Here is a 26,131-nt window from a genome sequence, read left to right as displayed (position 1 = left end):
CTCCTTAAATATATTTTTTATTACTAGTTATCTTGTAAATGAGAATAGATTAGCTGTATCGAGAAACTAGTTTCTATCTGATTGTTGCGATCAAATTTGGCTAAATCGATTTTTAATACCAAATCTTTGTTTTATAAGGAGCAGAGTCTGAGTAATTTCAGTTAATTGATACTAACTAGTGCAGCTTGGCGGAAGTTTGTTCACCTTTAACCAGTTGCTCAATGGTTCACCCGATTGGGTGAATGCGATCGCTGCATCCAGAACTACTCTGAAAGTAGAGCGCTTTTTTTGCTGTTAGTGATCGTGCCGACAGCCAAAAATCCCTCATAATGGCTATGATTGCCTTGAATATTATGCCAATTGCTTATATATTAAAGGGTCAAAGAGTGGATGAAATTGTAAAATCACCGCAGAAACCAGATTTTGCACCAGAGAAGATCGCTCTGTTGGAAACAATTGCTGCCAAGTTACCGGGGATGATTTTCCAAATTCTGCAACGGCAGGATGGTTCTGTATTTATCCCTTATGTTAGTTCTGGTTGTAAATATTTGTATGAATTAGAACCAGAAGCTGTACAGGCAGACTTTCGGGTGCTATACAAACTGATTCATCCACAGGATATAAAAGCTTTTGTAAAATCTATTGCTGTTTGTCGCACCACTCTTACACCTTGGCATTGGGAAGGTCGGATCATTACGCCTAGTGGCAAACTTAAGTGGATTCAAGGTACTTCGCAACTCGAACTACAAGCAGAAGGCGATTTTCTTTGGAATGGCTTGGTAATGGATATTACAGACCGAAAACAAGCCGAAGAAAAATTGCAAGAAAGTGAGGCGCGGTATCAAGCAATTTTGGATGCTATCCCCGATTTGATGTTTCGCATCAGCCGTGATGGCGAGTATTTAGATTTGAAAAGTGAAGGAGCAAATATCACTCTTTCGAGAGAAGAAATAGTTGGAAAAAATTTGCAAGAGTTATTGCCTAGTGATGTTGCGGCGATTAGTCAAGTAGCGATCGCTAAAACTTTAGATTCTGGAACTTTGCAAACTTGTGAATATCATCTACCAACGCCTTTGGGAGTGAGAGATTATGAGGCACGGTTGGTAGTGAGTGGCACAGATGAGGTACTAGCAATTGTCCGAGACATTACAGATCGGAAACAAGGAGAAATCGCTTTACAAAATCTTGCCCAAAAATTTGCTAAAGCTTTTAGTTGCAGCCCCGATTCAATTACCATTAGTACCTTACAAGAAGGACGTTTCATCGAAGTTAACGACAGTTTTGTGAAACTTTCAGGTTACGAGCGAGATGAAGCTATTGGTAAAACTTCTTTTGAGTTAAATCTTTGGGTACACGATCGCGATCGCTTAAACTTGTTAGAGCAGTTGCAAGCCACAGGAGTTGTTCGCAACTTGGAATTTGAATTTCGGCAAAAGTCTAGTGAGATAATTACAACGGTGCTTTCAGCCGAAGTCATTGATTTGGATGGTATCCCTTCGATCCTAGCAGTCCATCACGACATTACAGAACGCAAACAGGTAGAAGCGCAATTCCGCCTTTGTGCACAACGCGATCGCTTGTTGGCAGAAACCCTAGTGCGAATTCGATCTTCGCTGAACTTAGAGCAAATTCTTCAAACCACCGTGACGGAAGTCAGGCAATTTCTGCAAGCAGATCGAGTTTTTATTGGTTTAAATAATACCAATTTAGGAGTCAGAACTCTTGCTGAATCAGTAGATCCCAAGTATCCATCAGTCTCAGGTTGGTCTACTAATGATGAAGCTTATCTACAAGAATTAAGAAACTTACTCAAAGATAATGTTGTGCGTGTCGTTGAAGATATAACCCAAGTAGCATTCTCTCCCAAAGTCAAAGCACACTGTCAAAAATTCCAAACGAAGGCTAGCTTGGCTGTACCAATTATGCTAGGTGATGAATTATTTGGGGCGTTAATTGCCAATCAATGTTCCGGGCCGCGCCATTGGCAGCCAATAGAAATTGATTTGTTACAGCAAATGTCAGAACAAGTAGCGATCGCCATTCAGCAAAGCCAGATATGCCAAAAACTAGCAGAACTCAATACTAATTTAGAACACCAAGTCCAAGAACGGACAGCACAGTTGCAGCAGAAAATGCAAGAAGTTGAAAAATTGCATCGCGTCAAAGATGTAGTTTTGCATACAGTTGCCCACGATTTACGGACTTCGGTGATGGGTAACTTGATGGTGTTAAAGAATTTGTTAAATCAAGGAGTGGAGAGCAGAGGAGCAGGGGAGATCTTAGCTGGGAGCAAGGGAGAAGAGTTTTCCCCTCTGCACCCCGCACCCCGCCCCTCTGCCTCTTCCCAATCCCCAATTCCAATATCTCGCTCAATCATTGAGCGGATGATTCAAGGCAACGATCGCCAACTGACAATGATTAACTCATTGCTAGAAATTAATTCCTGTGAAAAACAGGGTATTGAAATCAAACTCGAACCTGTGCAATTTAGCACCCTACTGGGAGGAACATTCGCCCAGTTGGAACCCACACTCACACAAAATCAAGCGACTCTGAAAAACTTGGTTCCCACCGATTTACCGTTAGTCATGGCAGATGGGACTCGGTTGCAGAAAGTTTTGGCAAATTTAATTGCACATAGCTTGCAAAATAATCCACCAGGATTAAATTTTACCCTCAGTGCCACTGTTGAGGCGGGAATGATTCGCACTCAGATTCAAGATGACGGCGTGGTAATGAGTAAAGTAGAGTGCGATCGCCTTTTCGATCTCCATGTCCGCGATCCCCAAGATTGTTGTTCCACAAGCATTGGCTTAAAAATGTATCTTTGTCGGAAAGTTATTAAGGCGCATGGCGGCGAAATCGGTGTTATTAGTAATCGCAAGCGCGGGTTAACTTTCTGGTTTACATTACCTTTAGCAACTTCATCCGCAGCAAATCGCCCATAAATCACCAAAAAATGAGAGGGTGTTATTTATGGCAATGTTGAGTAAGAGAAACACCCTCAAGGTATGGGCAAAGTTGCTCGGATGCTAATGGCTACTCCGTTTACAACAGTGCAAAGCTGGTGGAGACAAACCTTTTCTGCACCAACAAGAGATGAAACCACTACTCTTTACAGAGATTGGCGTAACCGTTTTTTGTGGCAGAGATTGCGTTTATGGTTATGGCTGGCCCTGATGTGTCTGTTGTCTTTTACTTTGCGAGACATTTACGGCTTGTTTTTTCCTTTTGCAGAGTTGCAGCAGCTGCCAGAAGTACTTAGAACTCAGCGCCTGGTAATTAATATTGCAATGCTCTTGAGTATACTAATCTGCTTTGCCTTACATAAAACTAAGTTAGGCCGTCATCGTCCAGATTTATTATTTTTGGGGTCTTCTTGGTCAATTAGTTTAGCGTCGCAGTTGTTTGCAAGCATCAGAGGTTTCGCCCTACCGGATACCATTGGTTGGTCGCTGTTATTCTTGAGCCAAGCTGTGTTGATGCCTGTCTGCTGGATTCTTCACTTGCTGACTCAAGTGAGTGTGCTAATTTACTATTTTGGTGTGAATACGGCACTTGGGCTAAAAACACCAATCCCCGAACACCCAGAAATATATAATGTAACGTTTATTTTATACATTTTTTGGTTTTGTATTATATGTGATATCGGTGTTTATTTGTACGATCGCCTGCAACGTTCTGAGTTTTACGCCCGTCAAGAACTGGAATCTGCCTACCAAAAACTCAAGGTTGCAGAAGCTAAATATCGCAGCATTTTTGAAAACGCTGTTGAAGGGATTTTTCAAAGCAGTCCCGATGGACATTACATTACGGCAAATCCTGCTTTAGCACGAATTTATGGCTACTCCTTAGTGGAAGAGGTGACAGCAAATTTCACTGATATTGAACAATTGTACGTTGATCCCAACCGCCGGGCAGAATTTGTGCGCCTAATGGAGAAGTATGGCAGCGTTTCCGAGTTCGAGTCTCAAATTTATCGCCGAGATGGGAGTATTGTCTGGATTTCGGAAAAAGCCTACGCAGTGCGTGACGAACAGGGAAAACTACTTTACTACGAGGGTTTGATTGAAGACATTACCCAGCGCAAGCAAACTGAAGAAGAACTACGAGTATTTTTCCATGCAGTTTCCCACGACTTACGCAACCCAGTGCTGGGTACTTTAATGGTGCTGAAGAATTTGCTCAATAGTGAGGGAATGGGGGACAAGCAGGGGAGCAGGGAGCAGGGAGCAGGGAGCAGGAGAGAATTTTCCCCTCTGCTAAGAGCACCCCGCCCCTCTGCCTCTTCCCAATCCCCAATCTCTGTTCCCCGCTCAATTTTAGAGCAGATGATTCAAAGTAGCGATCGCCAACTGAACTTAATTAATTCGTTGATGGAAGCTCATGTCAGCGAAGTTCAAGGTGTTGTTTTACAACGTCAAACCGTACAATTACTGAGAGTTGTCGAAGCTGCGATCGCTGATTTAGAACCATTGCTAGAGCAAAATCAAGCCAAGCTGACAAATCTAGTGTCCGCAGATTTGCCATTAGTGAATGCTGATCCCACCCAAATATGGCGAGTTTTTTCTAACTTAATTGTCAATGCTCTGAAACATAATCCTCCTGGATTGGTCTTGACAATCAACGCTACCCGTAAGGATGACAAAATTTATTGTACTGTTAGTGATAACGGTGTGGGAATTAGTCAACAACAAAGCGATCGGCTTTTTGACCTTTACTTTCGGGGTGCTAGTATCGGCAATTCTGTAGGTTTAGGATTGGGGTTGTATCTGTGTAAGCAAATTATCCATGCTCACGGCGGCGAAATTGGCGTAAACAGCGCATTGGATACAGGCGCAACCTTCTGGTTTACATTACCTATTAGCTAACTATTAGTCAACTTGTACCTTAGTTGCATCGACCTGCGCCTTTGTTGCATCGACCTGCAAAAATTAACTTACCCTACGTTACGCAGTAACTTTAAAAACTTGAGGCTCAAAAGCCAGGAGAGTACAACCAGACAGGAAATTTCACAGCACTCAAGTTTGTGAGATGGTGAGGCGCGGGTAATCGAAGTTTCGATTGAGGAAATGCATTCTACCTGTTATGCCTTCTTACCTGCTACTGGTTCAGCTATATTTTCCATATCGACCAGATTCCACTTTAAACCTTTGCTCCTATATATACGCTTCTGCAAATTTGGATAATCACCGATATCATGGTCTAGCCTTTGACCAACTACTATACATTTAAATATAGAATTGCCCGTGTTTTTCAGCTTGTGCGGCTTACCACCAGCGCGATATCCAATAAAATCTCCTGCTTTCACTGGATAAATGCTTTCTCCAATTGTTGCCTCAGCTTCTCCCTCAAGAACGTATACGCACTCTTCTTCGTGATAGTGCATGTGAAGCTCCGTTGATTCACGTCCAGGCTCTACTTCAATGATGTGGAAACCGATATTTTTTAAACCTGTCAAATCTCCTAAAGACTTATTCAGTCTGCGAGCATTGGAGTTAAGAAAATGTGTTTTTTCTAGTCCTTCATAAGACTCAATCTCTTCTTTGGTGACTAAATACTTTTCCATTTCTTGATACCAAGGTGCTAAGAAAATTTGATGGTGAACAAGCAAAGGGCTTAAAGATGAATTAAGACGGAAGTTAAAACTGGTTCAAGGGTTCCATCTCAGCAGAAGCGATGCCTACGGCGGTAAACTACGCTTCTATTTGTGGATGAGATTATATCATCACCTCGTTATTAAGTGCAACTTCATAGAGAATTGGTATAAGAAGCAGCACCTAATGCCTGCAAAGTTGCTAATTGAGCTTCTGTTAACCCTTGAATTTCTTCAAACTTCATACCTTCGTAGGGTCGAGGCGCTCTCCAAGTTTGCTCACATTTACCAGTTTGTAAATCCCAGACTTTGAGAGTTTCGTCTAAGCTACCGCTGAAAGCAGTCAGTCTGGCAGAAGTTGCATCTCCAATTGGGACAGAGGCTAGCACTAAACTATAAACAAGCTCTGAGTGACCTACCAAAGTTTGATAGCATTCTCCTGTAGAGATATGCCAAAGTTTCAGATTGCGATCTAAACTACCACTAACAATAAACTGAGCATCTGGACTAAATTGCGCCACCATAACGGGGCCTTCGTGTCCTATAAAAGTTTGGAGACATTCTCCTGTGGAAACTAACCATAGTTTGAGGGTTTGGTCAAAGCTCGTACTTAGTAACCATTGTCCGTTAGGACTAAAGGTAACTGACCACACGCTGTTGGTGTGTCCTGTTAAAGTTTGCCAGCATTCTCCTGTGTCAACGTCCCACAGCTTAATCATCCCGTCAAACTCACTACTGGCAAGCAGTTGACCATCTGGACTAAAGGCGACTGAAACAACTGAACTAGTATGTCCTTGGAAGGTTTTCAAGCATTCACCTGTGGTAATATCCCAAAGTTTCACGGTTTGGTCATAGCTGCTACTGGCTAACTGTTTGCCATCTGGACTATAAACAACTGTCCAAACCCAACTAGTATGACCGTGTAATGTTTGTAAACAGGTTCCTAACTTCCAGTCCCATAATTTGATGCTATGGTCTGCACTGCTACTAGCGAGTAAAGAATTCTGGCTATTAGGTTGAAACGCCACAGACCACACGCGGTTGGTATGCTCCCGTAATGTTTGCATTAGAGTACCGTTTTTGATGTCCCATAGCTTAATTGTTTGGTCTTCGTGTCCACTTGCCAGATAATCACCATCTGGACTTAGAGCCAGGGATAATACACTATTGGTATGTCCTTTGAATGTTTTCGTGCAGCGTCCTATTTGAATATTCCATAGTTTGGTGGCGTGGTCATCGCCACCACTAACCAATTGTTGCTCATTAGGATGATAAGCAACCATCCAAACTCGGCTGGTATGACCGAGAAAAGTTTTCAGGCAATTTCCGGTGACGACATCCCATAATTTTACTGTGCGGTCAAAACTGCTGCTAGCTAACTGTTCACCAGTTGGACTAAATGCGATCGCTGTTACTGTCTGTCGATGTCCGCGTAAGGTCTGAAGACATTCTTGGGTTTTTACATCCCAAAGTTTGATGGTGTTGTCATAGCTGCTGCTTGCAAGTAATTGACCATCTGGACTAAATGCTAGCGATCGCACCCAGCGATCGTGTGCTTGCCAGACGCAAAGACAATTTCCGGTAGCAACATCCCACAAACGAATTGTATAATCTTCTCCACAACTGGCAAGAATTTTACCATTAGGGTGAAAAGCGATCGCCCAAATTCGACCTTCATGACCAACTAAAGTCTGAACTTCTCGGTTAAGCTTTTCTGATGCAACCTGCCACAAACGAATAGTTGAATCTTGGCCACAACTCGCGAGGATATTACCTTCAGGACTAAAAGCAACGGCATTAACTGAGTATGTATGTCCTTTGTATGTATGCAGACATTGCCCAGTTTCCACATGCCATAACTTCACTAGATAATCATCAGCAGCGCTGGCCAGATACCGTCCGTCTGGACTAAAAGTTACAGCCCATGTCCAATGTTGGTGTCCCCGACAACGAATTAGTTGTTTGCCAGTGCCACTATCCCAAATTTGAATTTCGCCTTTGGTATCACTAGTGGCTAAATACTCTCCATCTGGACTAAAAGCGACACCGAGTACACCGCCAAAAGTTTCGGCGAAGACGGTTTCACTAATATTGACGCCAGTAAAATTAGTGTTGTGCAATGTCGCGTTGGCTAAGTAAGCTTGGCGAATAGCCAGATGAGAAAAATCAAAGCCACTCAGATCGGTTTGCAAGTGAGAGAATAAATTCAGCAGATTGCCCCCTGCATAGCCTGTTTGCACTGCTGTTTGGTGTCGCAATTGGGCTAAAATTTGGCAAAGGTGCTCCTCAAGTTGGCTTTGTGTGTCAAAGTTAGTTAAAAGTCGTTCCACTAAGGGGTGCAGAATAAATTGAATTTGTGCTTCGCGCACATAGTCTTGAGTTTGGGCTTCAATTAAGGCATGAGTTCTGAATAAGTTAAGTTCGCCTGTAGTAATCTCCCACTCAATAGTTTGGATAAATTGTTCCGTCACATATTCCATAATTACGGGTTGTTGCGTTAACCCTGTGGCTCCTGTTTCCACCAGAGAGCGCCCCTTGAGTGATTCCAAGGCTTCCAAGAGTTCTCGCCAAGATACTTGCGGCAATATTTCGGTTTGCAACTTTGCTGGCGTTACCCCTTCTCGGTTAATCGCTAGCCAGTACATAATCTGCTGTTGCAGAAGCGATAAACGCTCGAATTGCTGCTTTAATAAGTCCCACAAATCGCTAAAAACGGTACTGCCTTGTGCCAAGAATGCTTGTGTGTCACCACAAAATATATCTTGAATAGCTGTTGCGGCAATTTTCAAGGCGAGAGGGTTACCACCAAAATAATTGACCAGGGTTTGATGTTGAGGTGCTGCATCTAACCCTTTGGCAATCAGTATTTGCTGACCTTCGATTGCTGAGAGTCCTGACAAACAGAGCGATCGCACAGGTAAATTTTTTCCTTCGCGCACAGCAATTCCACCTGGTTTTTCTCGTCCGGTGACAATCAGACAACTTTGGTGGACTTCATCGCAGATCCGCTCAAATAGCTGTTGGTATGCTTCAAACCCTTGTTGGTATTGTCCCCCCCGGTTTCCACTTTGTAAAATTGACTCGACGTTATCAAGAACTAACAAACAACGTTTTTGCTGCAACTGTTGCATCAAAATACTAATTGAAGTATTTATTGTTGCCTCTGAACCCATTAAAATCGACAAAATTTCACTGATTAAGGCATTTAGTGGCAGTGCTTGCTGTAAACTACGCCAAATCACATATTCAAACTGGCATTGAATTTGCCCCGCAAGTTTCACCGAGAGAGTAGTTTTGCCAATTCCACCGAGTCCAAAAATCCCGGCGAAACGACAATATTCATTGCCAATCCATGTTGCTAAAGTTTGCAGTTCTGCTTGGCGACCGTAAAATCGGGAAACATCGATCGCTTCTCCCCAATCTTGCGTACTGCTTTGGGATTGCTGATGGCGATGCAGAACGGCTTGGATATTTTTTTTAGAGACTTCTTCACCAATGACTTGGGAAAGCGATCGCCACAATTGCGAGCCTACCTGTTTAACATAGTCGTAATCATAACCTAGCTTCTCTGCAATTTCCGCATAAGTGCGTCCGATCCAACTTTCGAGAAAGACTACAGATCGAACATCATTTAGTCCCTGCTCCAACAGAGTAGAGCGTAAAAGAGCATCGACTATTTTGAGTGCCTCTTCTGCCGTCATCGCTCAACAAGATCCATGTATCGTTTAAGTATTTAACCTTTCTGTTCTTACCGGAAAGATTATGGCAAACTTTACAATTCTTTACATTAGAAACATACTTTTTCTCACCGGCAAAGCGATCGGGTTTCTGTTTTGATTAAGTTAAGGCAAAGCAAAAGTTGCTAACGTCTGTTTGGAATTCAACCATAGTGATATTACAATTAACACTTTATTTAGAATTAATAAGAGGTATTTAATGGGAATTACAATCGATAAACCTCAAAAAGATGCAGAGTTAGAACTGGAAGATGCAATCCTTTTTGAAGGTACTGCAAGTACGAATATTGTTCAAGTAGAATTATGGGCTGATGACCGTTGGCTATTAGGTAAAACTTCAGCAACTAATGGCAAATGGTCACTCTCTTATGATTTTAACAGTGGTGGCACTCGGCGGATTGTTGCCAAGGGATTTGATGCGAATAATCAGCTTATTGCTAGTGACGATAATTGGTTGTTTTTAGATGGACTAACAAAAGTTGATTTAGACATGAACTTGAGTACCGATTTTAAACTTTGGGAATTTGTCATATCTCCGACAGCCGATTTAGTGAGAGCTGATAACACACCAACACCAGGAGAAATCCAAAACTTAAAAAGACTGTGCCAGCAAATCTTACAACCTGCACGGGATGCCTTGGGTCCATTAAAAATTAACTCTGGTTTTCGTTCAGCAGAACTTAACAGAGCAGTAGGAGGTGCTAGAAAAAGTGCCCATCGTCAAGGCTTTGCTGCTGATGTCGTTCCAGTAAATGTAGGAACAAAAGAACTTGCAATATGGGTGAATGACAATAGTGAGTTCGACCAAATTATTTTGGAATTTGGCAGTTTAGATAATCCGAGGTGGATTCATCTTAGTGCTGATCCAAGAAATCGCAAGGAGGTTCTGAGAGCTACTTCTAGTGGTGGAGGAACTGTCTATACTCGCGTTCAAATTTAAACCTCAATATTCGAGTAAATCATAAAGGAGTTTTGCCATGTCTATAACTATCACAAGCCCCATTAATAACTCAGAAATTCTTTGGAAAACACCCGTCACTTTCAAAGGCCAAGCAGAAGGCGAAGTTGTCAAAGTAGAACTTTTTGCCGAACAATATCACCTTGGTGGCGATGATGTTAAATCAGGGGATTGGATTGTGAATTATCCTGGATTTAACAAGCCAGGACTACGGAAGATTAGAATCGTAGGACTTGACAAAGATGGTAATCGAGTTGATAGTACCGAGATTGCGATCGTTGCGAGTGTTAATCCCAAAGGCTTCGAGCGGGGAATTGATGTTTCCGATCACGATGGATTCGTGAACTGGCCTCAAGTTAGAAGTGCAGGTTTCACTTTTGCGTTTGCCAAAGCAACTGAGGGAAGGACATGGAAAGCTGATACCTTTCCTAAAAACTGGCGGCAAATCCAAGGATCAGGGATTATTCGTGGTGCTTATCACTTTTTCAGACCTTCTGTAGATCCTAAAGAGCAAGCCCGTAACTTTCTTAATTATGTTGCCAGCGTTGAGCCAATTCAACCAGAGGATTTGCCCCCTGCTTTAGATTTAGAGCATTTCCCGGACTCAGTGCGACGTGAATGGGAATCTGTGAGTAAAAATGAGCGAGTTAAGCGAGTCCGCACATGGATTGACATAGTCGAAACTGAGATTAATCGTAAGCCGATTATCTACACCAGTTTTGGTTTTTGGGATGAGTTCATGCCTGGTGTCAAAGACTTCTCTAGTTATCCGCTATGGGTGGCTCATTATCCAACAAACCCAAGACTAAACAACCCAAAACCATTGATTCCAAAGGAGTGGAAAACCTGGGCTTTCTGGCAATATAGCGATAGAACAGAAGTTCCAGGTATCCCAGCGCCCGATGAAGATAGCAATCTATTCAATGGTTCCCTTGGTGAACTGCTAGCACTTGTACCTTCAACAATAATTACCACTTAGATATTTCCACATTTGATTGTGAGGAGAGTAAACAAATATCTGATGAGGAAATCTGGGAGGTATTTTCTACCATGATGGTGGCAACAAGTGAGAAATAAAAGAACACTTCTAAGTAAGTGGGCGTGAATAATTAAAGGTTTGTAGTAAGCGGCTCCAGCCCTTAAAGTAGTGCTGTAGCTCCTTACTCCAAGCCAATTTAATTAAATTTTAATCCAACCACTCCAGACGAAGAGAACACGGAGAGATAAGAAATAGAGATTTTCACAAACGATTTAAAGATTGGAGGAATGATGAGCGAAAAAGTTGTTTCTAGAGAATATAAGGTTCTGCTTAAAAAGAACTTGTTTACTGGTAGTGAGCAAGAACTATTACAAGCTGCCAAAAATTTTTGGCACGCCTTTTCACAAGCTATTAATAATATTGTTAGTGAGGTCAATGGCGATTTAGAGGAGATTGCAGACCAAAGAATTATCAGATTTTATGATACTACTGAGTATATTTTGTACAAAAATGATTACATTTTTCGTGAGAGACTCGATATTAATACTGATCGGAGGGAAGTTACTCTAAAGTTTCGCAATCGAGACCGCTATATTTCTCAAGATCGCAATATGAATAGAGGAGAAGCAAAATTTGAGGAAGATATTAAAACTCCTTTTGAAGTATTATATAGCTTCTCAGATACGCAAATAATCTCTACAGACAAGAAACTGAATCAAATACAAGATGCTGCACAATTATATCCAGATTTGACAGAGAAAGTGAGTCTTTTAAAAGGAGAGGATGAGATAAGAACGATAGGAGTTACTATCCGTGAGATAGTAATTAAAGGAGCGAAATTCCAGATTAGAAATCAACCCAAGCTAGACTCTAAATGTGCTTTGATTATTTGGTATGACAACAATCACGATCCAGAGAAGCCAGTAGCAGTTGAGTTCAGCTTTAAGTATGGGGATGTAAACGAAATTTATAGCCGAAAAGTGGCTCAAAGGGCTTATGATGTATTCCAGATATTGCAAAAAATACTAACGTATTGGGTAGATTTAGACTCCGATACAAAGACGGCTTACATTTATAAATTAGACGAAGTAAAATCATCTTGTCATTCATAAAGCTATATTTTCAATAGAGTCTCAAATCAACCAATTAAACAACGCTTATTGATGAAATATTGAGTTAAATTTTTAACTTTATTTTTATAAATAAGCAAAGTGCTTTCATATATGGGAGAAGGCTGAAATGCAAGACTTTCAAGACCAAAGAAAAAATTTGTATAATGACATTGAGAAACTAACTAAAGATACTAGCAGACTCAGGCGAATCAATGGAAGTTAGGATGCAAGTTTAACAATTACCACTATCGTCCTCACTTTAATGATTACTATTTTGGCTTCTTTAAATCAAATAGATGAGCAAAATAAAAAAGTCACTACTAGTATTTTAGGAGCAGTAATCGTAACTATTCAAGCCATTGGGAATGCCTTTCCAGTCAAACAAAAAGCTGGAAGTTATCGCCTACTACAAGCCCAAGCTAGTAACTTGTTGATAGATGCTCAATATGTAGAAAATATGGAAGAATTAAAAAATCTTTCATCTCAGTATCGTCAACTGAGTATTGAATCTGCAAAAGTTGAAATTCAATAATTATATCTTCAAGATAACTAGGTGGCATTTACTAGTATAGTGAGTTAAAAATTAAATTTTAGGAGGGCATTAATTGTGGAAACATTTGTCAAAATCCTCATAGGAATTATTGCATTCATACATATCCTTTTTCTAGTTGTGCAGATGCTTTTCTGGAATACAGATTTTGTTCAAAAAACAATAGTCGGAGATTTCAGTCCAAAGGAAATTTCTGAAATTCTTGCTAAAAATCAAGGGTTATACAACGGATTTCTTGCTGCTGGCTTAATCTGGGGATTATTTATCTCACAAAAGGTTCCACAAATTGAGCCTTCATCGATTGTGATTTTCTTTTTAATTTGTGTAGCGATCGCAGGGATTTTTGGTAGTATTACTTTGAAACGCCCAACAGCATTTTTAATCCAATCAATACCTGCAATATTGGCTTTATTCTTACTGTGGTATCCTCATTTTTAAAAGATATTATGGAACTCCTATTTGAGTCTTGAAATACACGTAAAGTTGGCTTGATCTACCATATCCAGGTTTTGGTGTGCATAGCCAATCTTACATTACTGTATGTTATTAAATAAAAAAAGTGTAAGTTAGTTTATAATTTATACTTGGTTTTACTTGAAGTTAAAGTGCACGTATTACCAAAATTAATAGGTTAATTTTCATAATGCAAGAAATACCAGAAGAAATTCAGAAGCAAATTAAAAGATGGCATCAAGATGCAGTGATATTACACTCCATTTACATAAGTTTAGGAGTAACTTCTATACTCTCATCCTTGATAGTCGCTACCTTTGTTCAAGAACTTGGAACATTTAGGACAAAAGTTTTTGCTGCAATTAGCGCAGCTTCTATTGGAATCATCAATACCACAGGTGTTGGACGAAAGGGTAACGGATTTCGTCAAGCTCAAAGACATTTAAAAGTTGAAACAATAAGATTCAGTGCCGGAAAGAGTTCTATTGATGATTTAGCAAAAGCTTTCGCAGAAGCAGAATCGATGATAGGAGACGTAGAAATTAAGATACGAGATTCATCAGATTCACAACAATGATATCGAATCTAAACCTATACAACCTAGTCATTCAGGAAAAAATAAACTGATAGAACAACCAAATCCTGGTAAAAGTGGCGATGTGATTTCATCATCGCCTAACAAAGTAGCAACTAAAACCAACTGTGCTTTTTCCCGCCGATAAACTTCAACTTGTTTAGTAAAGCGATCGACAATCCAATACTCACGCACGCCTTGAACTGAATAAAGTTTCAGTTTTGCTTCTTTGTCTCGAAGTTCGTTTTGTTTCCCAGGGGATAAAACCTCTACTACTAACTCTGGTGCGCCTGTCAAATGTCCCGCTTCATCTTCAATTTGCGCCAGTCGTTCTCGACTTACCCAAACTACATCCGGTATAACGCTATCTGCTTGCGAAAAAATCACGCCTGGAGCGACAATTGTTTCCCCTAAACCACTCAAATCTGACCAAACATCGAGTTGTCGAGCAATCTTAACACAAACTTGTTGATGACGGCGATGAGGAGTGCGAGTCACAAAGAGTTCTCCATTAATAATTTCATAGCGCGTCCACTCATTTTCGGGTAGAACTTCTAAATCGTGAATTGTCCAGCGTACTCCCTCAACGGCTTGGTTCATGATTGTCCCTGTTTGACTCGTTGCCTTTGTCTGTTTAATTTTATCTTTTCTTCGGGCAAGGCAACTATGGGGTTTAAATTAGAACCATAATGAAAAGCGGAAGTTCAGGCGAAACTCTGTATGCTGACTTTTACCCAACTTAAATCACCTAATGACAATGCCGCAGTCACTTTTACTCTGGCGCTAACAGCAGAAGAACGCACTCGCAGTCGTCATCGCTTTGAAACGGAAGATGGTAAAGTTGTGTTTTTACATTTACCCAGAGGAACTGTCTTACACGATGGTGATATTCTGCAAGAAGAAACCCATAGCAGTTTAATCAGAATTACTGCTAAACCAGAACTAGTACTGACTGCCTTTGCCCAAACATCACTTTTATTATTACGGGCGGCATACCATCTGGGAAATCGCCATGTACCTGTAGAAATTACCCCGACTTATTTACGTTTGTCTTCAGATTCTGTTTTACGCTCAATGTTGGAACAACTGGGGTTAGAAGTTAAAGAGGAAATTTTACCGTTTCAGCCAGAATTGGGAGCTTATGGACAACACCATCATGCTCACTGACAGCCATCTTTTGAGTATTTTGCAACTGGCTAGCCCCGCTTTGCCTGTGGGAGCATATAGTTATTCTGAAGGCTTAGAAACGCTCGTAGAAAATGGTATTATCGCCAACGCTGTACATCTCAAACATTGGTTAAAAGCAGAGTTGCTCTGCGGGGCAATTCGGTTAGAGGCAGCGGTGATGGTACGATCGCAGCAAGCTGCAAAAATGAGTGATGTTGAGTCGCTATGCCGTTGGAATCTCTGGTTATCCGCTGCTAGAGAAACAGAAGAATTACGCGCCTCTAGTTGGCAGATGGGGCGATCGCTCATCCAATTACTTGGTAAACTAGAACCGCAGATTATACCTATTGCCAATGCTGTGGGTAATCCTTGCAATTATGCGATCGCTTTTGGTATTGCCATTGCCCATTGGCAAATCAGTATCAAAGCGGCATTACTCGGATATCTGCACAGTTGGGCAAGTAATTTGATTACTGCTGGCGTGAAACTTATCCCCCTTGGACAAACAGCAGGACAGCAGTTATTGCTAGATTTGCAACCATTACTCAGTGCTGCGGCATTAGAAATTCTCGCGTTGGAGGATGATGAACTCGCCTGTTGTAGTTGGGGTTTGTCGCTGGCGAGTATGCAGCATGAAACGCAGTATACAAGGTTGTTTAGGAGTTAGGAGAGACGCGACGCCAGTCGCTACAACGGGGAGCCACTCCGTTGGGCGGCTTTGCCGACTTGAAGGAAGTGGCGTGGGAACCCCCGCAACGCGCTGGCTCATTAATCGCGTCTGTACAGGAGTTAGGAGTTATGAATGCATTTCGAGTGGGAGTTGCTGGTCCAGTGGGTTCGGGGAAGACGGCTTTGGTGGATGCTTTGTGTAAAGGATTGCGTGAGCAGTATCAGATTGCCGTGGTGACCAATGATATTTATACTCAGGAGGATGCTCAGTTTTTAGTACGTTCTCAGGCGTTGGCTAGCGATCGCATTTTGGGTGTAGAGACTGGCGGTTGTCCTCATACTGCTATCCGCGAAGATGCTTCGATGAATTTGGCGGCGATTGAACAGTTAGAAGAACGTTTTATCGATTTGGATTTAGTATTTTTAGAAAGTGGCGGCGATAATTTAGCTGCTACCTTTAGTCCCGAACTGGTGGATTTAACGATTTACGTCATCGATGTTGCGGCTGGCGATAAAATTCCCCGCAAAGGTGGCCCCGGCATTACCAAGTCTGATTTGTTGGTGATTAACAAAACTGATCTAGCACCCTACGTTGGTGCAGATTTAAGTGTGATGGAACGAGATGCCAAAAAAATGCGCGGTGATAAACCTTTTATTTTTACTAATTTAAAAACTCAGTCAGGACTTGCAGATGTAATTAACTTTGTTTGCACAAATATCTGTTAAAAAGAATTTTATAACCCACGGAGGTGGGTAAAGTCTCGTGTAGACGCGGTTTCTAACTGCCCTTTTTACAAAGCCTTCAGATGACGACTTCGCACCCGTTCAGCACTACCTGTAGGAATCGCAGCAATTAATTTTTGCGTGTATTCCTCTTTGGGTTCTTGGTAAATGCTTTCGGCTGTGCCTTCTTCAACAATTTGACCGCGATTCATGACTAAAATGCGATCGCTCATAAATTTCACCACACTTAAATCGTGAGAAATAAAGATATAAGTAAGCTGAAAATCTGACTGTAATTCTTTGAGAAGATTTAATACCTGCGCCTGTACTGAAACATCCAGTGCTGAAACTGATTCATCGCAAATGATAAATTTAGGGTTTAACGCCAAAGAACGAGCTATGCAAATCCGTTGGCGTTGACCGCCAGAAAACTGATGAGGATAGCGGTTCATCGCATCTGCACTCAACCCCACCCGTTCTAAGAGTTCGGCTACCCGTTGCCGTCGTTGTTGCTTTGTCTTACCAACGGCGTGAATTAACAACGGTTCCATCACCGCGTCCCCAATCCTCATCCGTGGATCGAGGGAACTAAAAGGATTTTGGAAGACTATTTGCATTTCCCGCCGCAGTTTTTGCAACCGTTCTCCTTTAAGGCTAGTAATATCTTGTTTCTCAAAGATAATCTGACCACTCATCGGTTCAATTAAGCGCAGCAAGGTTCTGCCAAGGGTGGTTTTACCGCAACCAGATTCTCCCACTAAACCTAATGTTTCTCCTGGTTTGACATCAAAAGAAACGCCATTAACTGCCATATTGTAGCGTTTTGTATCACCAAACACCCCGCGCACTGGAAAACCAACTTTCAGGTTGCGGATTTGCAGCAAGGGTTCCTTCTCATTGAAGTTTGCCAATCTTGCAGCAATCTCTTCGGTGGTGACTTCTGTGGGTTGTGCAGGTTCTTTCGGCTGAATGACAACTTGTCCTGTTGGTGTCTCTTCTGCACTCATGTAGTCAGAAACGGTAAGTAATTTTTGGGGACGGCGGTTGAGTGTGGGGCGACAAGCTATTAAACCTTTAGTATATGGATGCTGGGGAGTGCTGAAAATTTGCTCAGAAGTACCAGATTCGACAACCTTACCTTTATACATCACCGCTACTTGGTCAGCAATTTCTGAAATTAGCCCCAAGTCGTGGGTGATGAAAATCATTGCCATATCACGGCTTTGCTGCAATTCTCGCAACAAGTCCAAAATAGTCGCTTGCACCGTCACATCCAAAGCTGTAGTTGGTTCATCGGCAATTAAGATTAATGGGTTGCAAGAAATTGCCATTGCAATCATCACCCGTTGCAACTGACCCCCAGAAAGTTCATGGGGATAGCGTTCCAGCATGGCTTCTTTGTGTTCTTTAACCAACTGTGCCAACTTTGGCCCATCTGGTTTAGATAAATTGGCGTTGGTTTGATGCCAAGTTTCGATATACTGCTGTTGTATTTCCTCATCGCTAGGTAGAAGCTTTACCTCTTGCAAACCTGCGATCGCAATTTGTCGTGCTTGGGCTGCTGACACATTTTGATGCCGCATAATCGCTTCTGTTAGCTGAAACCCGATGTTATAAACCGGATTGAGCGAACTCATCGGTTCTTGAAAAATCATGGCAATGTCGCCACCCCGGTGTAGCTGCATTTGCTCAGGAGGCAATTTTACCAAATCGATGGGGTTGGCATTCTCCTGAGGACGAAACCAGATTTCACCGCCAGTCACTATGCCGGGAGTTTGCAACAAACCCATCACAGCTAGGGCTGTCACCGATTTCCCACTCCCCGATTCTCCTACTATTCCTAGAGTCTCACCTCGATGCAAGCCAAAGGAAATACCATCCAAAGCTCTGACGCTACTGCCATCACTGGGAAATTCAACTTGGAGATTGCGAACCTCTAGGACAGTTTCTCTCATAGGAGTTGGGTAGGAATTTTAACTTAAAATTATCTGGATTTTAACAATAGATTTGATGTATATGTGAGTAAATTTGATTTTTACACTCCTTGCCAGTTTTTCACATATTTCCACAATATACACGTATTTGCGATATAGAACTGCCCGCGATCTCTGCAAATTGCGATCGGCTTTTGGTATCCTCACAAAAATGTTGCGAGGATACTATCCCTACTCCTTTGTATCAATTTTTCTTTGAATCGGATCGTCCATTGGTGGATGGCGACCAATTTCTTTATCAGCTGCACGAATATTGATAACCCGTTCCCGATTTAATGTTAATACAGTGACAGTTGCTCGTCCAATAGGTGTCAAACCAACAATTAACAGTCCATCCACAGACCAAATAGAATGCTCAATCCAAATGTGCTGTCGCAGATTAAACAGTCAAACTTTTTTTCTAGAGTGAAAAGTCAGTTGCTGTAAGCCGATTTATCATTTATCTTGCTGCGATTCCGGTGAAAGCAAGCCAACAGATGAATTTCGGGAGGTTGTCTGTGAAAGAAAGAACAGATCATTCAACAGCACAAATCTGATATAAAAATTATTTTATTTGTGTAACAATGCAAATTCTTGTATACTAGGAATAATATAATAATGTATTGTATTACGTTAAGTTTCATATAATTAATAATTCAATATTTCTATGTAATCAACAAAAATATTGGTTATTGGCAACAGTTTATTGAAAAAATAGTAAAATCAATTTCGTTATTGTTATAAAAACTAGCTGATCTTTTTATTTAAAAATTTTATTCATTAGTTACTGTACACAAATCTGAGCTTAAAATTATTATATTGCTAATTAAATCACAAGAAGGAGTACAAAGTGTTTCAAAAACCAAAATACTTACAAAATAGCTTTACTGTTATATTCCCTAGAAAACCATCTATTCGGAGAAGTGCTTTTGATTTTGAAAATAAACTTGAAGATTTATATAGTCAGCCTCAAATTATTGGCATTCCAGATGATATTAATCCTGATTTACCAAGGATGATATTTACATCAAAACATGGGTATAGCCAGATATTTATTTCGCAAATAAACTTTGTTCTAAATGTAAATTATTCGATTGATATAAGTAGTTATCCTTGGTATTGTATTGTTAGTGGAGCAGATTTAGAACAAGGGGATATTTTACTTGAATGTCCTATTTTTGATATACCAACTAATTATTTAGATGGTATAGATAAGGCTAGTACATCAATTAAAATCAACTTTCAAAATCTAATTGTAATGACACAATCATGTGATCTAGCTGTTCGTTCAGACGGTCGCAGCAAAATAGATTACGTTCTTCTCTGTCCAATTTATTTTAAAAATGAACTTAAGCAACATGGAACTTATAGTAAACAAAGTGAATGGGAGAATGCAAGGCTAGGGAAACATTTAGGCTTTCACGTATTGAACTGTTGTGATTTAGGAGAGCATAATTATGAATTTATGTTAGTTGATTTAAAAAGAACGTATAGCATAAAAGCTGAGATTTTAAGAGATTTTGTTTCCAAAAAAGAAAGTAGAGTTAGATTACTGCCACCTTATAGAGAACATCTTTCCCAATCATTTGCACGATTTTTTATGCGTGTTGGGCTACCTGTTGATATTCCTAAATTTACTAAATAAAGGCACTATATTCATAGATTTAAATTCTAAATAATATCTTTACTAAGCTATTGCTTCTTATATAAATTCAGAAATCTTGCTACGAAAAGACACAATTTATTATGCTTGCTGAGATGGAGAATTGATGAAATAAGAGTAGGTAAGCGATGTCTCACGACAAAACGCAAAGTCAACGCAGACAAAAAAATAGCACATCCTTTAGGATGGCTATTTGTAGAAATTGTCTAATCGTAATGCTTTTTCCTAAGTATGTGAGCAAACTGAATACACGCTCAACTACCAACTTTAGATGAACTCAGTAATCCCGTCACCGTGATTACTGGTCTTCAGAACCGAACATGAATCTTTCGCTTTCATTCGGCTCCTCAATTTCTTGATGTTTGACAAGCATACCTGTTCGGTGGATACGGTCGTGGCAGTGTCCATGTACTAGCGTTAAGTTCTCAGGTTTGTTATTTTTGTGATTTCCATCCAAGTGATGAAGTTCCATAATTTCATTCGCGATGAAGCTTAAACCGCAGTGGCTATATTTACCGCTTTGTACCTTCATTAACTTTGAAAGTTTCTCCGGTAATAGTGGATGTTTGCCTGCTCTACTACTCCAATAAGCTCTGTCACCATCAAAAGGTGATTTTATGCCTTTGACCTTGGTATGACGCTTAATTTTATACATTCCGTGAGGTTGTAAAAACCAACCATCTTCGGACTTAAACATCCATATAAATTTGCCATGAGCGCGGAAGTATTTCCGCTTAATCCATCACCTTTTGGTTGCAGCCTATCAACCGCTTTTGGCTACTTCGACATAACGACAGTTCAGACACAGGTTTCTCTCGTAACCATATCTATCTATACTCGCTGGGGTTCCTAATGCGGTTTTAAGTTACCAGCTTTTAGCCCATGCACCGATTTAGGAGGGATGCCAATTCTCCTAAACTGGGCTATGTATCAACCTGATACCAAGGTGGTGAGAATTACACTCACACCGCAAACAAGTTAGTCAAACTCAAGCTAAATAAACTTGAAGTTATGACTGATTCCTACCTGCGGGCATTGGCTTTCGATTTCGTAGAAATCAAGCAAGCCAGATGAAGCAGTTCTGGAATCAACGGAGCGCACGAAGGGAATATCATCTGGATCTGGTTCTTCCGCTTTTACTGCTGGATAAGTGGTTCGCTCATAATTTGTGGGTTGGGGTACGGGTTCGTAAGTTTTCGCTTGGGGAGTAACAGCAACAGGATTTTTAGCTGGGGTAGGCGCTGGACGTGGTGACTCGTAACTGGGAACGTCTTTCTGTTCAGGACGAGATGCTGAAGATGCTTGTCGGGGAGCAGTTTCAGTAAATGATGGAGTTACGGTTTCTGATGGCAATGGATCGGTATTAAAACTACCTCCAACAGATTGAATTTGTTGCACTGTCAATTCAGCACGTTTTTCTTTAAAACCTTCTTGACGCTCAACAGTACTCATACTTAAACGTCCTACCAGGATGACACGATCGCCTTGGTGGTAGTTTTGCTGAATTTCTGTTGCTAAATTCCCCCAGCCGACAACTTTCAGGGTGGCTGGCGGATCTTCTGGTTTCTGGGAATTGGGAAACTGCACCAGCATTTCCGTGACTCCCAAATTATCCGCTGTATAGCGGAGTTGCGGCTCGTTAATAATTTCCGCCATCAAAACGCAGTTGTTCATTAAAATTACTCCTGACTGCAAAAAGTACTGATTCAAAAAGAGAGGGTTTTTCTATGTAGTGCCAATTAATATCTAGATATGTTTAATTGTTTGCATTTTTTAATAATGCCTGAATAAATTTCCTACATCAACTCTACGTTTTTAGTCATTTCTAGCATAAAAGCCAAGCGATCGCTTTGAACAGCATTGAGTATGCTGCTCGCCACCCTCGCCTGACTAAATTGAGCATTGAATTCTGCATCGAGTAGTATAATTGTACCATCCATTGATTAAATAGAAAAAATTATTGGCAAAAATTAAGTCTTGACGTGAACTGGAAAAACACCCAAGGCAATCAACCTGCCTGGAAGGTCGCGCAAGATAGGTAAGCGCAAAAATGCAGGTGGTACAAAGGTGCGATTTGAGGTGAGAACCGGGGCAAATACCCGCTTTTGGATAAAAGTTTGAAACGCCTGAATGATGCGTGTGGGCAATTCGCGTTGACGCTGTACTTTTGCTAGGTCGCTAAGTTGTACTTGCCCGTTTTTGAGCGGTTTGCTAAGTACATTCGCCGCGACTACAGCATCCTGAATCGCGTAGTTAATGCCAACTCCACCAACCGGAGACATTATATGAGCGGCATCACCGATGAGTAACAGTCCCGGATGATACCAACGTTTGACACGGCTGGACTCGACTGAGAGAAAAGCTATTTGTGACCAATCATGTAAATTTTGAATGCGTTGCTGGAATTCTGGCACTACTTCGACAACAGATTTTTTTAATTCCTCCAAACCCTCAGCCCGCAGTTGTTGATAGCCTCCTTTAGGGATGACATAAGCAAGTTGCCACTCATCACCACGGTCAAGCATGGCAATGATATTACCTTGACCAAAGCGCCCCATTCCCCCTTCCGCGTCTTCTGGCTGACGCGGTAGGCGAAACCAAAGGACATCCATTGGCGGTGAGGTTTCGATTGACTCAAACTCACCCAGGTGGCGTAAACGTGAGTGGCGACCGTCTGCACCAACTGTCAGTATTGCCCGGATTTCATGCCAACCACCGCCTCCTCGATAGCGGACACCTTGAATCACGTTATTTTCGGAAATTAATTCCTGCACATTCGCACCCATCACCAGATGGAAACTAGCATATTTTTGTGCTTCTTGGGTGATGAACTCCAGGAATTTTACCTGGGGAAGCATTGTAATGTAGGGATAATGGGTTTTCAGATGACTAAAATCTGCGAATGTGACAGTATCTTGAGGAGTTTGAATCCTAATTTGGCGCATTTTGGTATGGGGAAGTTCTAGCAAGCGATCGCTTAATCCCAATTCCTCCATAATTTCCATCACTGATGGATGAATCGTATCGCCGCGAAAGTCGCGATCGAAGTCTTTATGTGCTTCCAGCAGCATCACAGAAATGCCTTGACGCGCTAACAACAGCGCCAATACTGCTCCTGCTGGCCCCCCACCCACAATGCAACAATCTGTGGTTTGTACGTCTACAATGTCATGGATAGGATTAACGCTTGGGTCTTGGGAAAGATTTTGAGGTACATCGGTAGTCATAACAACACCTCTTAACAGCCCTAAAATTCAGGGTAGTTTGCTTTTGATGGTGCAAGCTGTTTTTTTAACTTTTCGTATTTACATAGAACGTGTATTATGATTGGCGCTAAACTGTCATTTGTCCAATGCCCAATGCCCCATGCCCAATGCCCCATGCCCAATGACAATAATTAACAGTTGTGTCCCAAGTTGTTTTAGAAAACGTTTATAAAAGTTTTTCCCCACGTAAAGGGGAAAGTGTGAACTCACAAACCCAATCTCCCCTCACGCCTGGCGAGAAAAATGATGCAGCGCAAGAGCGTGCGGGAAGTGTCAACGTCTTGCGGCGGATTAACCTGACGATCGCAGATGGCGAATTTATGGTGCTGGTGGGCCCTTCTGGTTGTGGTAAAAGCACTCTGTTGCGATTAATCGCTGGTTTGGAAGTGATGACTGGAGGCAATATCTGGATAGGCGATCGCTTGATCAATGACCTACCACCCAAAGAACGCGACATCGCAATGGTGTTTCAAAATTACGCCCTCTATCCCCACATGACGGTGTATGACAACATCGCTTTTGGGTTACGTCGCCGTTCTGGGAAAGCAGGAGAAGCAGGAGAAAAAATTACTTCCTCATCTCCTTATCTTCGGACGTGGGCAGAAAATCTCTTTGTGGGTGCGACAAGAAAGTTACCTAAAGGATTGCGCTACATTTCTGACAAAGAACGGGCGGTGGATGAGCAGGTGCGTAGTGTTGCCCAACTGTTGCAAATGGAAACATTGCTGAATCGCTTACCTAAACAGCTATCTGGGGGACAAAGGCAACGAGTTGCACTGGGACGAGCGATCGCGCGTGACCCCCAAGTGTTTTTAATGGATGAACCGCTTTCTAACTTAGATGCCAAACTGCGGGCGGAAACCCGCGCTCAAATTGTCAAATTGCAGCGCCAATTGGGGACAACAACAATTTACGTTACCCATGACCAAACAGAAGCGATGACAATGGGCGATCGCATTGCGATTATGTCTGAGGGTAAAATTCAGCAAGTCGCTTCTCCCCTAGAACTTTACAATCGTCCTGCCAATCTTTTTGTAGCAGAGTTCATTGGTTCACCACCGATGAATTTTATTCCTGTAGAATTTCATGCCCCACAGTTGATTACTCATTCCCAGTTGCGTTTCACCCTTCCAGAAGTTTGGGGAAAAGCTTTACAAAAATATGATGGGAAAACTCTAATTTTAGGCATTCGCCCAGAACATTTGAATTTGAGTATGCCTGCAACCAAAAATCTACCAGTGCAAGTAGATTTGGTAGAGAATCTCGGCAACGATTCCTTTCTCGCTGTTAAAATTGCCGAACTGGGATCTCAACCTGCCAGTACAGCCAATTCCCTACAAGTGCGAATACCACCAGACCGATTTGTACAACCTGGTGAGCAACTATGGTTATCGCTAAATCTAGAGAAGATTCACTTTTTTGACCCGGAAACTGAGTTAGCGATATTTCCCTAGAAATTAATCTCCAATTTTAAAATTTCTATACAGGAGCATAGCCTTTATTACCTTCAATTAGTGAGTGGTCTGAACCCAGAAATCAATTTTTTGTTTGCTCCATTACATCGTCAATCCAATCGCGGTGAAGCTCATTTTCGCATGGAAAATTGAGTAGCCAACTTACCTAAAATGGGAATTCGCCAGATGATTTATGTTTGCAGTTTGCCACATTTATCTACCTCGCTATGATCCGGATTATCGTAAAACGATTGGCATAAAATTTTTGCCATCATAACTTTTCAAATATCCTCTTAGAAGGGATGACTGATTGGCGAATAATACTTACCTAACCAACTTCTAAGCTTGTCACAGCAAATACACGATTTATAGGCAAGTTAGGAATTTCTTTATTGTACATCCGAGCGACTTCAGAGACTGGTTTCATCCCGTAACGTTGAGCCAGCTTAATCGCTTTTGAATTAGCATCTGGCACATCAAGAAACACCGGAGCATCAGAACCAAAAGCAAGCAAGGCGAGTAAGAGTTGCTCGGCAATCTGTTCATCGTCAGCATTCAACGGCCCAATCCGGAAACCTGTGTGGCTTTGGCGGATGACTCCATAACCAACAACATGCCCATCTCTAACAACCCCTAAGGCAGCACTGTTTGGTTGTTTTATCCAAAGTCGTAGGAACTGCTTGCGTTCAGCCGGAAAAAGCTCTTGATCGTAAGCAACTAACTTATCAAAAGGCACAGTTTTGAGTTCTACAATGCCGGACGGCGCAACACCGCCGCCTACAGCCTCATAACGAATATGACGGTAGGTGATTTGAAAACCTGATTTCTGGTAGTTCTCCTGTTGAGCAATCACTCCATCTAAGCTAATGTTACGCTCAGTACCAAGATATGCCATTGCTGCCCTCCACATTTTCATGCCAAAACCTCGCCCTCGAAACTGCGGTTTGACAATATAAAAGCCAATAACGGCAAAGTGCTTAGAGTAAGCTACAGCGGAAATACTTGCTACAAGTTCATTGTTCAATTCCCCTACAAAAAAACCGTATGGATCGGCTTGGTAAAAACATTCAGGATCATAAGTTCCTGGATTCCAGCCTTCAACTGCTGCCCAATCAATTACTAAATCTAATTCTGACCTCCTCATTGGTCGAACGGTAAAATTTTCCATTGTCATTGGTGTTATTGTGGTCATGGAATATTTGATAGAGATAGATTAATCTTTTGGGATCAAGGAACAAAAAATCGATATTTTGAATT

The 26,131-nt window shown here is 41.5% G+C and carries 23 protein-coding genes; 13 read left to right on the top strand and 10 right to left on the bottom strand.

The window, feature by feature from the left end; translation table 11 throughout:
• The first annotated feature begins 329 nt into the window (after positions 1-329).
• Positions 330-2,948, top strand: coding sequence for a sensor histidine kinase (locus RM347_RS20725; RefSeq protein WP_322720217.1), 2,619 nt, complete (start codon positions 330-332; stop codon positions 2,946-2,948).
• Positions 2,949-3,035: 87 nt separating this feature from the next.
• Positions 3,036-4,871: a PAS domain-containing sensor histidine kinase gene (locus tag RM347_RS20720; RefSeq protein ID WP_416211925.1), complete on the top strand. Its 1,836-nt coding sequence runs from the start codon at positions 3,036-3,038 to the stop codon at positions 4,869-4,871.
• Positions 4,872-5,086: 215 nt separating this feature from the next.
• On the opposite strand, the gene RM347_RS20715 is transcribed toward RM347_RS20720, so the two are convergent.
• On the bottom strand, positions 5,087-5,569 hold the full coding sequence (locus RM347_RS20715; RefSeq protein ID WP_163937094.1) for a cupin domain-containing protein: 483 nt from the start codon (positions 5,567-5,569) through the stop codon (positions 5,087-5,089).
• A 182-nt stretch (positions 5,570-5,751) separates the two neighbouring features.
• Complete coding sequence (locus tag RM347_RS20710) at positions 5,752-9,297, bottom strand: NB-ARC domain-containing protein (protein WP_322720215.1); 3,546 nt, start codon at positions 9,295-9,297, stop codon at positions 5,752-5,754.
• A 235-nt stretch (positions 9,298-9,532) separates the two neighbouring features.
• Between RM347_RS20710 and RM347_RS20705 the strand changes: the two genes are divergently transcribed.
• The 6 genes from RM347_RS20705 (at position 9,533) to RM347_RS20680 (ending at position 13,962) form a co-directional block, all read left to right on the top strand.
• Positions 9,533-10,273 (top strand): D-Ala-D-Ala carboxypeptidase family metallohydrolase, encoded by a 741-nt coding sequence (locus RM347_RS20705; RefSeq protein ID WP_322720214.1) that lies wholly within the window; start codon positions 9,533-9,535, stop codon positions 10,271-10,273.
• A 37-nt stretch (positions 10,274-10,310) separates the two neighbouring features.
• Positions 10,311-11,270: a glycoside hydrolase family 25 protein gene (locus tag RM347_RS20700; RefSeq protein WP_322720213.1), complete on the top strand. Its 960-nt coding sequence runs from the start codon at positions 10,311-10,313 to the stop codon at positions 11,268-11,270.
• A 287-nt stretch (positions 11,271-11,557) separates the two neighbouring features.
• Entirely contained in the window at positions 11,558-12,382 is an 825-nt protein-coding gene (locus RM347_RS20695) for a hypothetical protein (RefSeq protein WP_322720212.1), read from the top strand.
• A 262-nt stretch (positions 12,383-12,644) separates the two neighbouring features.
• Positions 12,645-12,914: a hypothetical protein gene (locus RM347_RS20690; RefSeq protein WP_322720211.1), complete on the top strand. Its 270-nt coding sequence runs from the start codon at positions 12,645-12,647 to the stop codon at positions 12,912-12,914.
• Between the two features lie 75 nt (positions 12,915-12,989).
• Positions 12,990-13,370 carry a DUF1304 domain-containing protein gene (locus tag RM347_RS20685; protein ID WP_322720210.1) on the top strand — a complete coding sequence of 127 codons (381 nt, stop codon included), beginning with the start codon at positions 12,990-12,992 and terminating at the stop codon, positions 13,368-13,370.
• A gap of 205 nt (positions 13,371-13,575) precedes the next feature.
• Positions 13,576-13,962, top strand: coding sequence for a hypothetical protein (locus RM347_RS20680; protein WP_322720209.1), 387 nt, complete (start codon positions 13,576-13,578; stop codon positions 13,960-13,962).
• Between the two features lie 27 nt (positions 13,963-13,989).
• Here the strand turns inward: RM347_RS20680 and RM347_RS20675 are convergent, their stop codons facing one another.
• Complete coding sequence (locus tag RM347_RS20675; RefSeq protein WP_322720208.1) at positions 13,990-14,559, bottom strand: Uma2 family endonuclease; 570 nt, start codon at positions 14,557-14,559, stop codon at positions 13,990-13,992.
• Positions 14,560-14,679: 120 nt separating this feature from the next.
• Between RM347_RS20675 and ureE the strand changes: the two genes are divergently transcribed.
• The 3 genes from ureE (at position 14,680) to ureG (ending at position 16,521) form a co-directional block, all read left to right on the top strand.
• Complete coding sequence (ureE, locus tag RM347_RS20670; protein ID WP_322720207.1) at positions 14,680-15,126, top strand: urease accessory protein UreE; 447 nt, start codon at positions 14,680-14,682, stop codon at positions 15,124-15,126.
• Positions 15,101-15,793: an urease accessory protein UreF gene (locus tag RM347_RS20665; RefSeq protein ID WP_322720206.1), complete on the top strand. Its 693-nt coding sequence runs from the start codon at positions 15,101-15,103 to the stop codon at positions 15,791-15,793. The genes ureE and RM347_RS20665 overlap by 26 nt, the downstream gene beginning before the upstream one ends.
• A 131-nt stretch (positions 15,794-15,924) precedes the next feature.
• Positions 15,925-16,521 carry an urease accessory protein UreG gene (ureG, locus tag RM347_RS20660; RefSeq protein ID WP_100901384.1) on the top strand — a complete coding sequence of 199 codons (597 nt, stop codon included), beginning with the start codon at positions 15,925-15,927 and terminating at the stop codon, positions 16,519-16,521.
• Between the two features lie 65 nt (positions 16,522-16,586).
• Here the strand turns inward: ureG and RM347_RS20655 are convergent, their stop codons facing one another.
• Positions 16,587-18,473 carry an ABC transporter ATP-binding protein gene (locus RM347_RS20655; RefSeq protein ID WP_322720205.1) on the bottom strand — a complete coding sequence of 629 codons (1,887 nt, stop codon included), beginning with the start codon at positions 18,471-18,473 and terminating at the stop codon, positions 16,587-16,589.
• Between the two features lie 210 nt (positions 18,474-18,683).
• Positions 18,684-18,851 carry a hypothetical protein gene (locus tag RM347_RS20650; RefSeq protein WP_322720204.1) on the bottom strand — a complete coding sequence of 56 codons (168 nt, stop codon included), beginning with the start codon at positions 18,849-18,851 and terminating at the stop codon, positions 18,684-18,686.
• A gap of 490 nt (positions 18,852-19,341) precedes the next feature.
• Between RM347_RS20650 and RM347_RS20645 the strand changes: the two genes are divergently transcribed.
• Positions 19,342-20,136: a hypothetical protein gene (locus RM347_RS20645; RefSeq protein ID WP_322720203.1), complete on the top strand. Its 795-nt coding sequence runs from the start codon at positions 19,342-19,344 to the stop codon at positions 20,134-20,136.
• Between the two features lie 316 nt (positions 20,137-20,452).
• On the opposite strand, the gene RM347_RS20640 is transcribed toward RM347_RS20645, so the two are convergent.
• The 4 genes from RM347_RS20640 to RM347_RS20625 all read right to left on the bottom strand — a co-directional run bounded on the left by RM347_RS20640 (position 20,453) and on the right by RM347_RS20625 (position 23,381).
• Positions 20,453-20,851 (bottom strand): HNH endonuclease signature motif containing protein, encoded by a 399-nt coding sequence (locus RM347_RS20640; RefSeq protein WP_322720202.1) that lies wholly within the window; start codon positions 20,849-20,851, stop codon positions 20,453-20,455.
• A gap of 296 nt (positions 20,852-21,147) precedes the next feature.
• On the bottom strand, positions 21,148-21,828 hold the full coding sequence (locus RM347_RS20635) for a single-stranded DNA-binding protein (protein ID WP_322720201.1): 681 nt from the start codon (positions 21,826-21,828) through the stop codon (positions 21,148-21,150).
• Positions 21,829-21,950: 122 nt separating this feature from the next.
• The gene (locus RM347_RS20630; RefSeq protein WP_322720200.1) at positions 21,951-22,094 is read right to left on the bottom strand and encodes a hypothetical protein; all 144 of its coding nucleotides are present in this window, start codon (positions 22,092-22,094) and stop codon (positions 21,951-21,953) included.
• Between the two features lie 30 nt (positions 22,095-22,124).
• On the bottom strand, positions 22,125-23,381 hold the full coding sequence (locus tag RM347_RS20625; protein ID WP_322720199.1) for an FAD-dependent oxidoreductase: 1,257 nt from the start codon (positions 23,379-23,381) through the stop codon (positions 22,125-22,127).
• A gap of 179 nt (positions 23,382-23,560) precedes the next feature.
• Between RM347_RS20625 and RM347_RS20620 the strand changes: the two genes are divergently transcribed.
• On the top strand, positions 23,561-24,874 hold the full coding sequence (locus RM347_RS20620) for an ABC transporter ATP-binding protein (protein WP_322720198.1): 1,314 nt from the start codon (positions 23,561-23,563) through the stop codon (positions 24,872-24,874).
• Positions 24,875-25,202: 328 nt separating this feature from the next.
• Here RM347_RS20620 and RM347_RS20615 read toward each other — a convergent pair whose 3' ends face one another.
• Complete coding sequence (locus tag RM347_RS20615) at positions 25,203-26,066, bottom strand: GNAT family N-acetyltransferase (protein WP_322720197.1); 864 nt, start codon at positions 26,064-26,066, stop codon at positions 25,203-25,205.
• Between the last annotated feature and the right edge of the window lie 65 nt (positions 26,067-26,131).

The organism is Nostoc sp. ChiQUE02 (assembly GCF_034531305.2).
Lineage (GTDB): Bacteria > Cyanobacteriota > Cyanobacteriia > Cyanobacteriales > Nostocaceae > Nostoc.
This window is presented reverse-complemented; position numbering and strand designations above follow the sequence as displayed.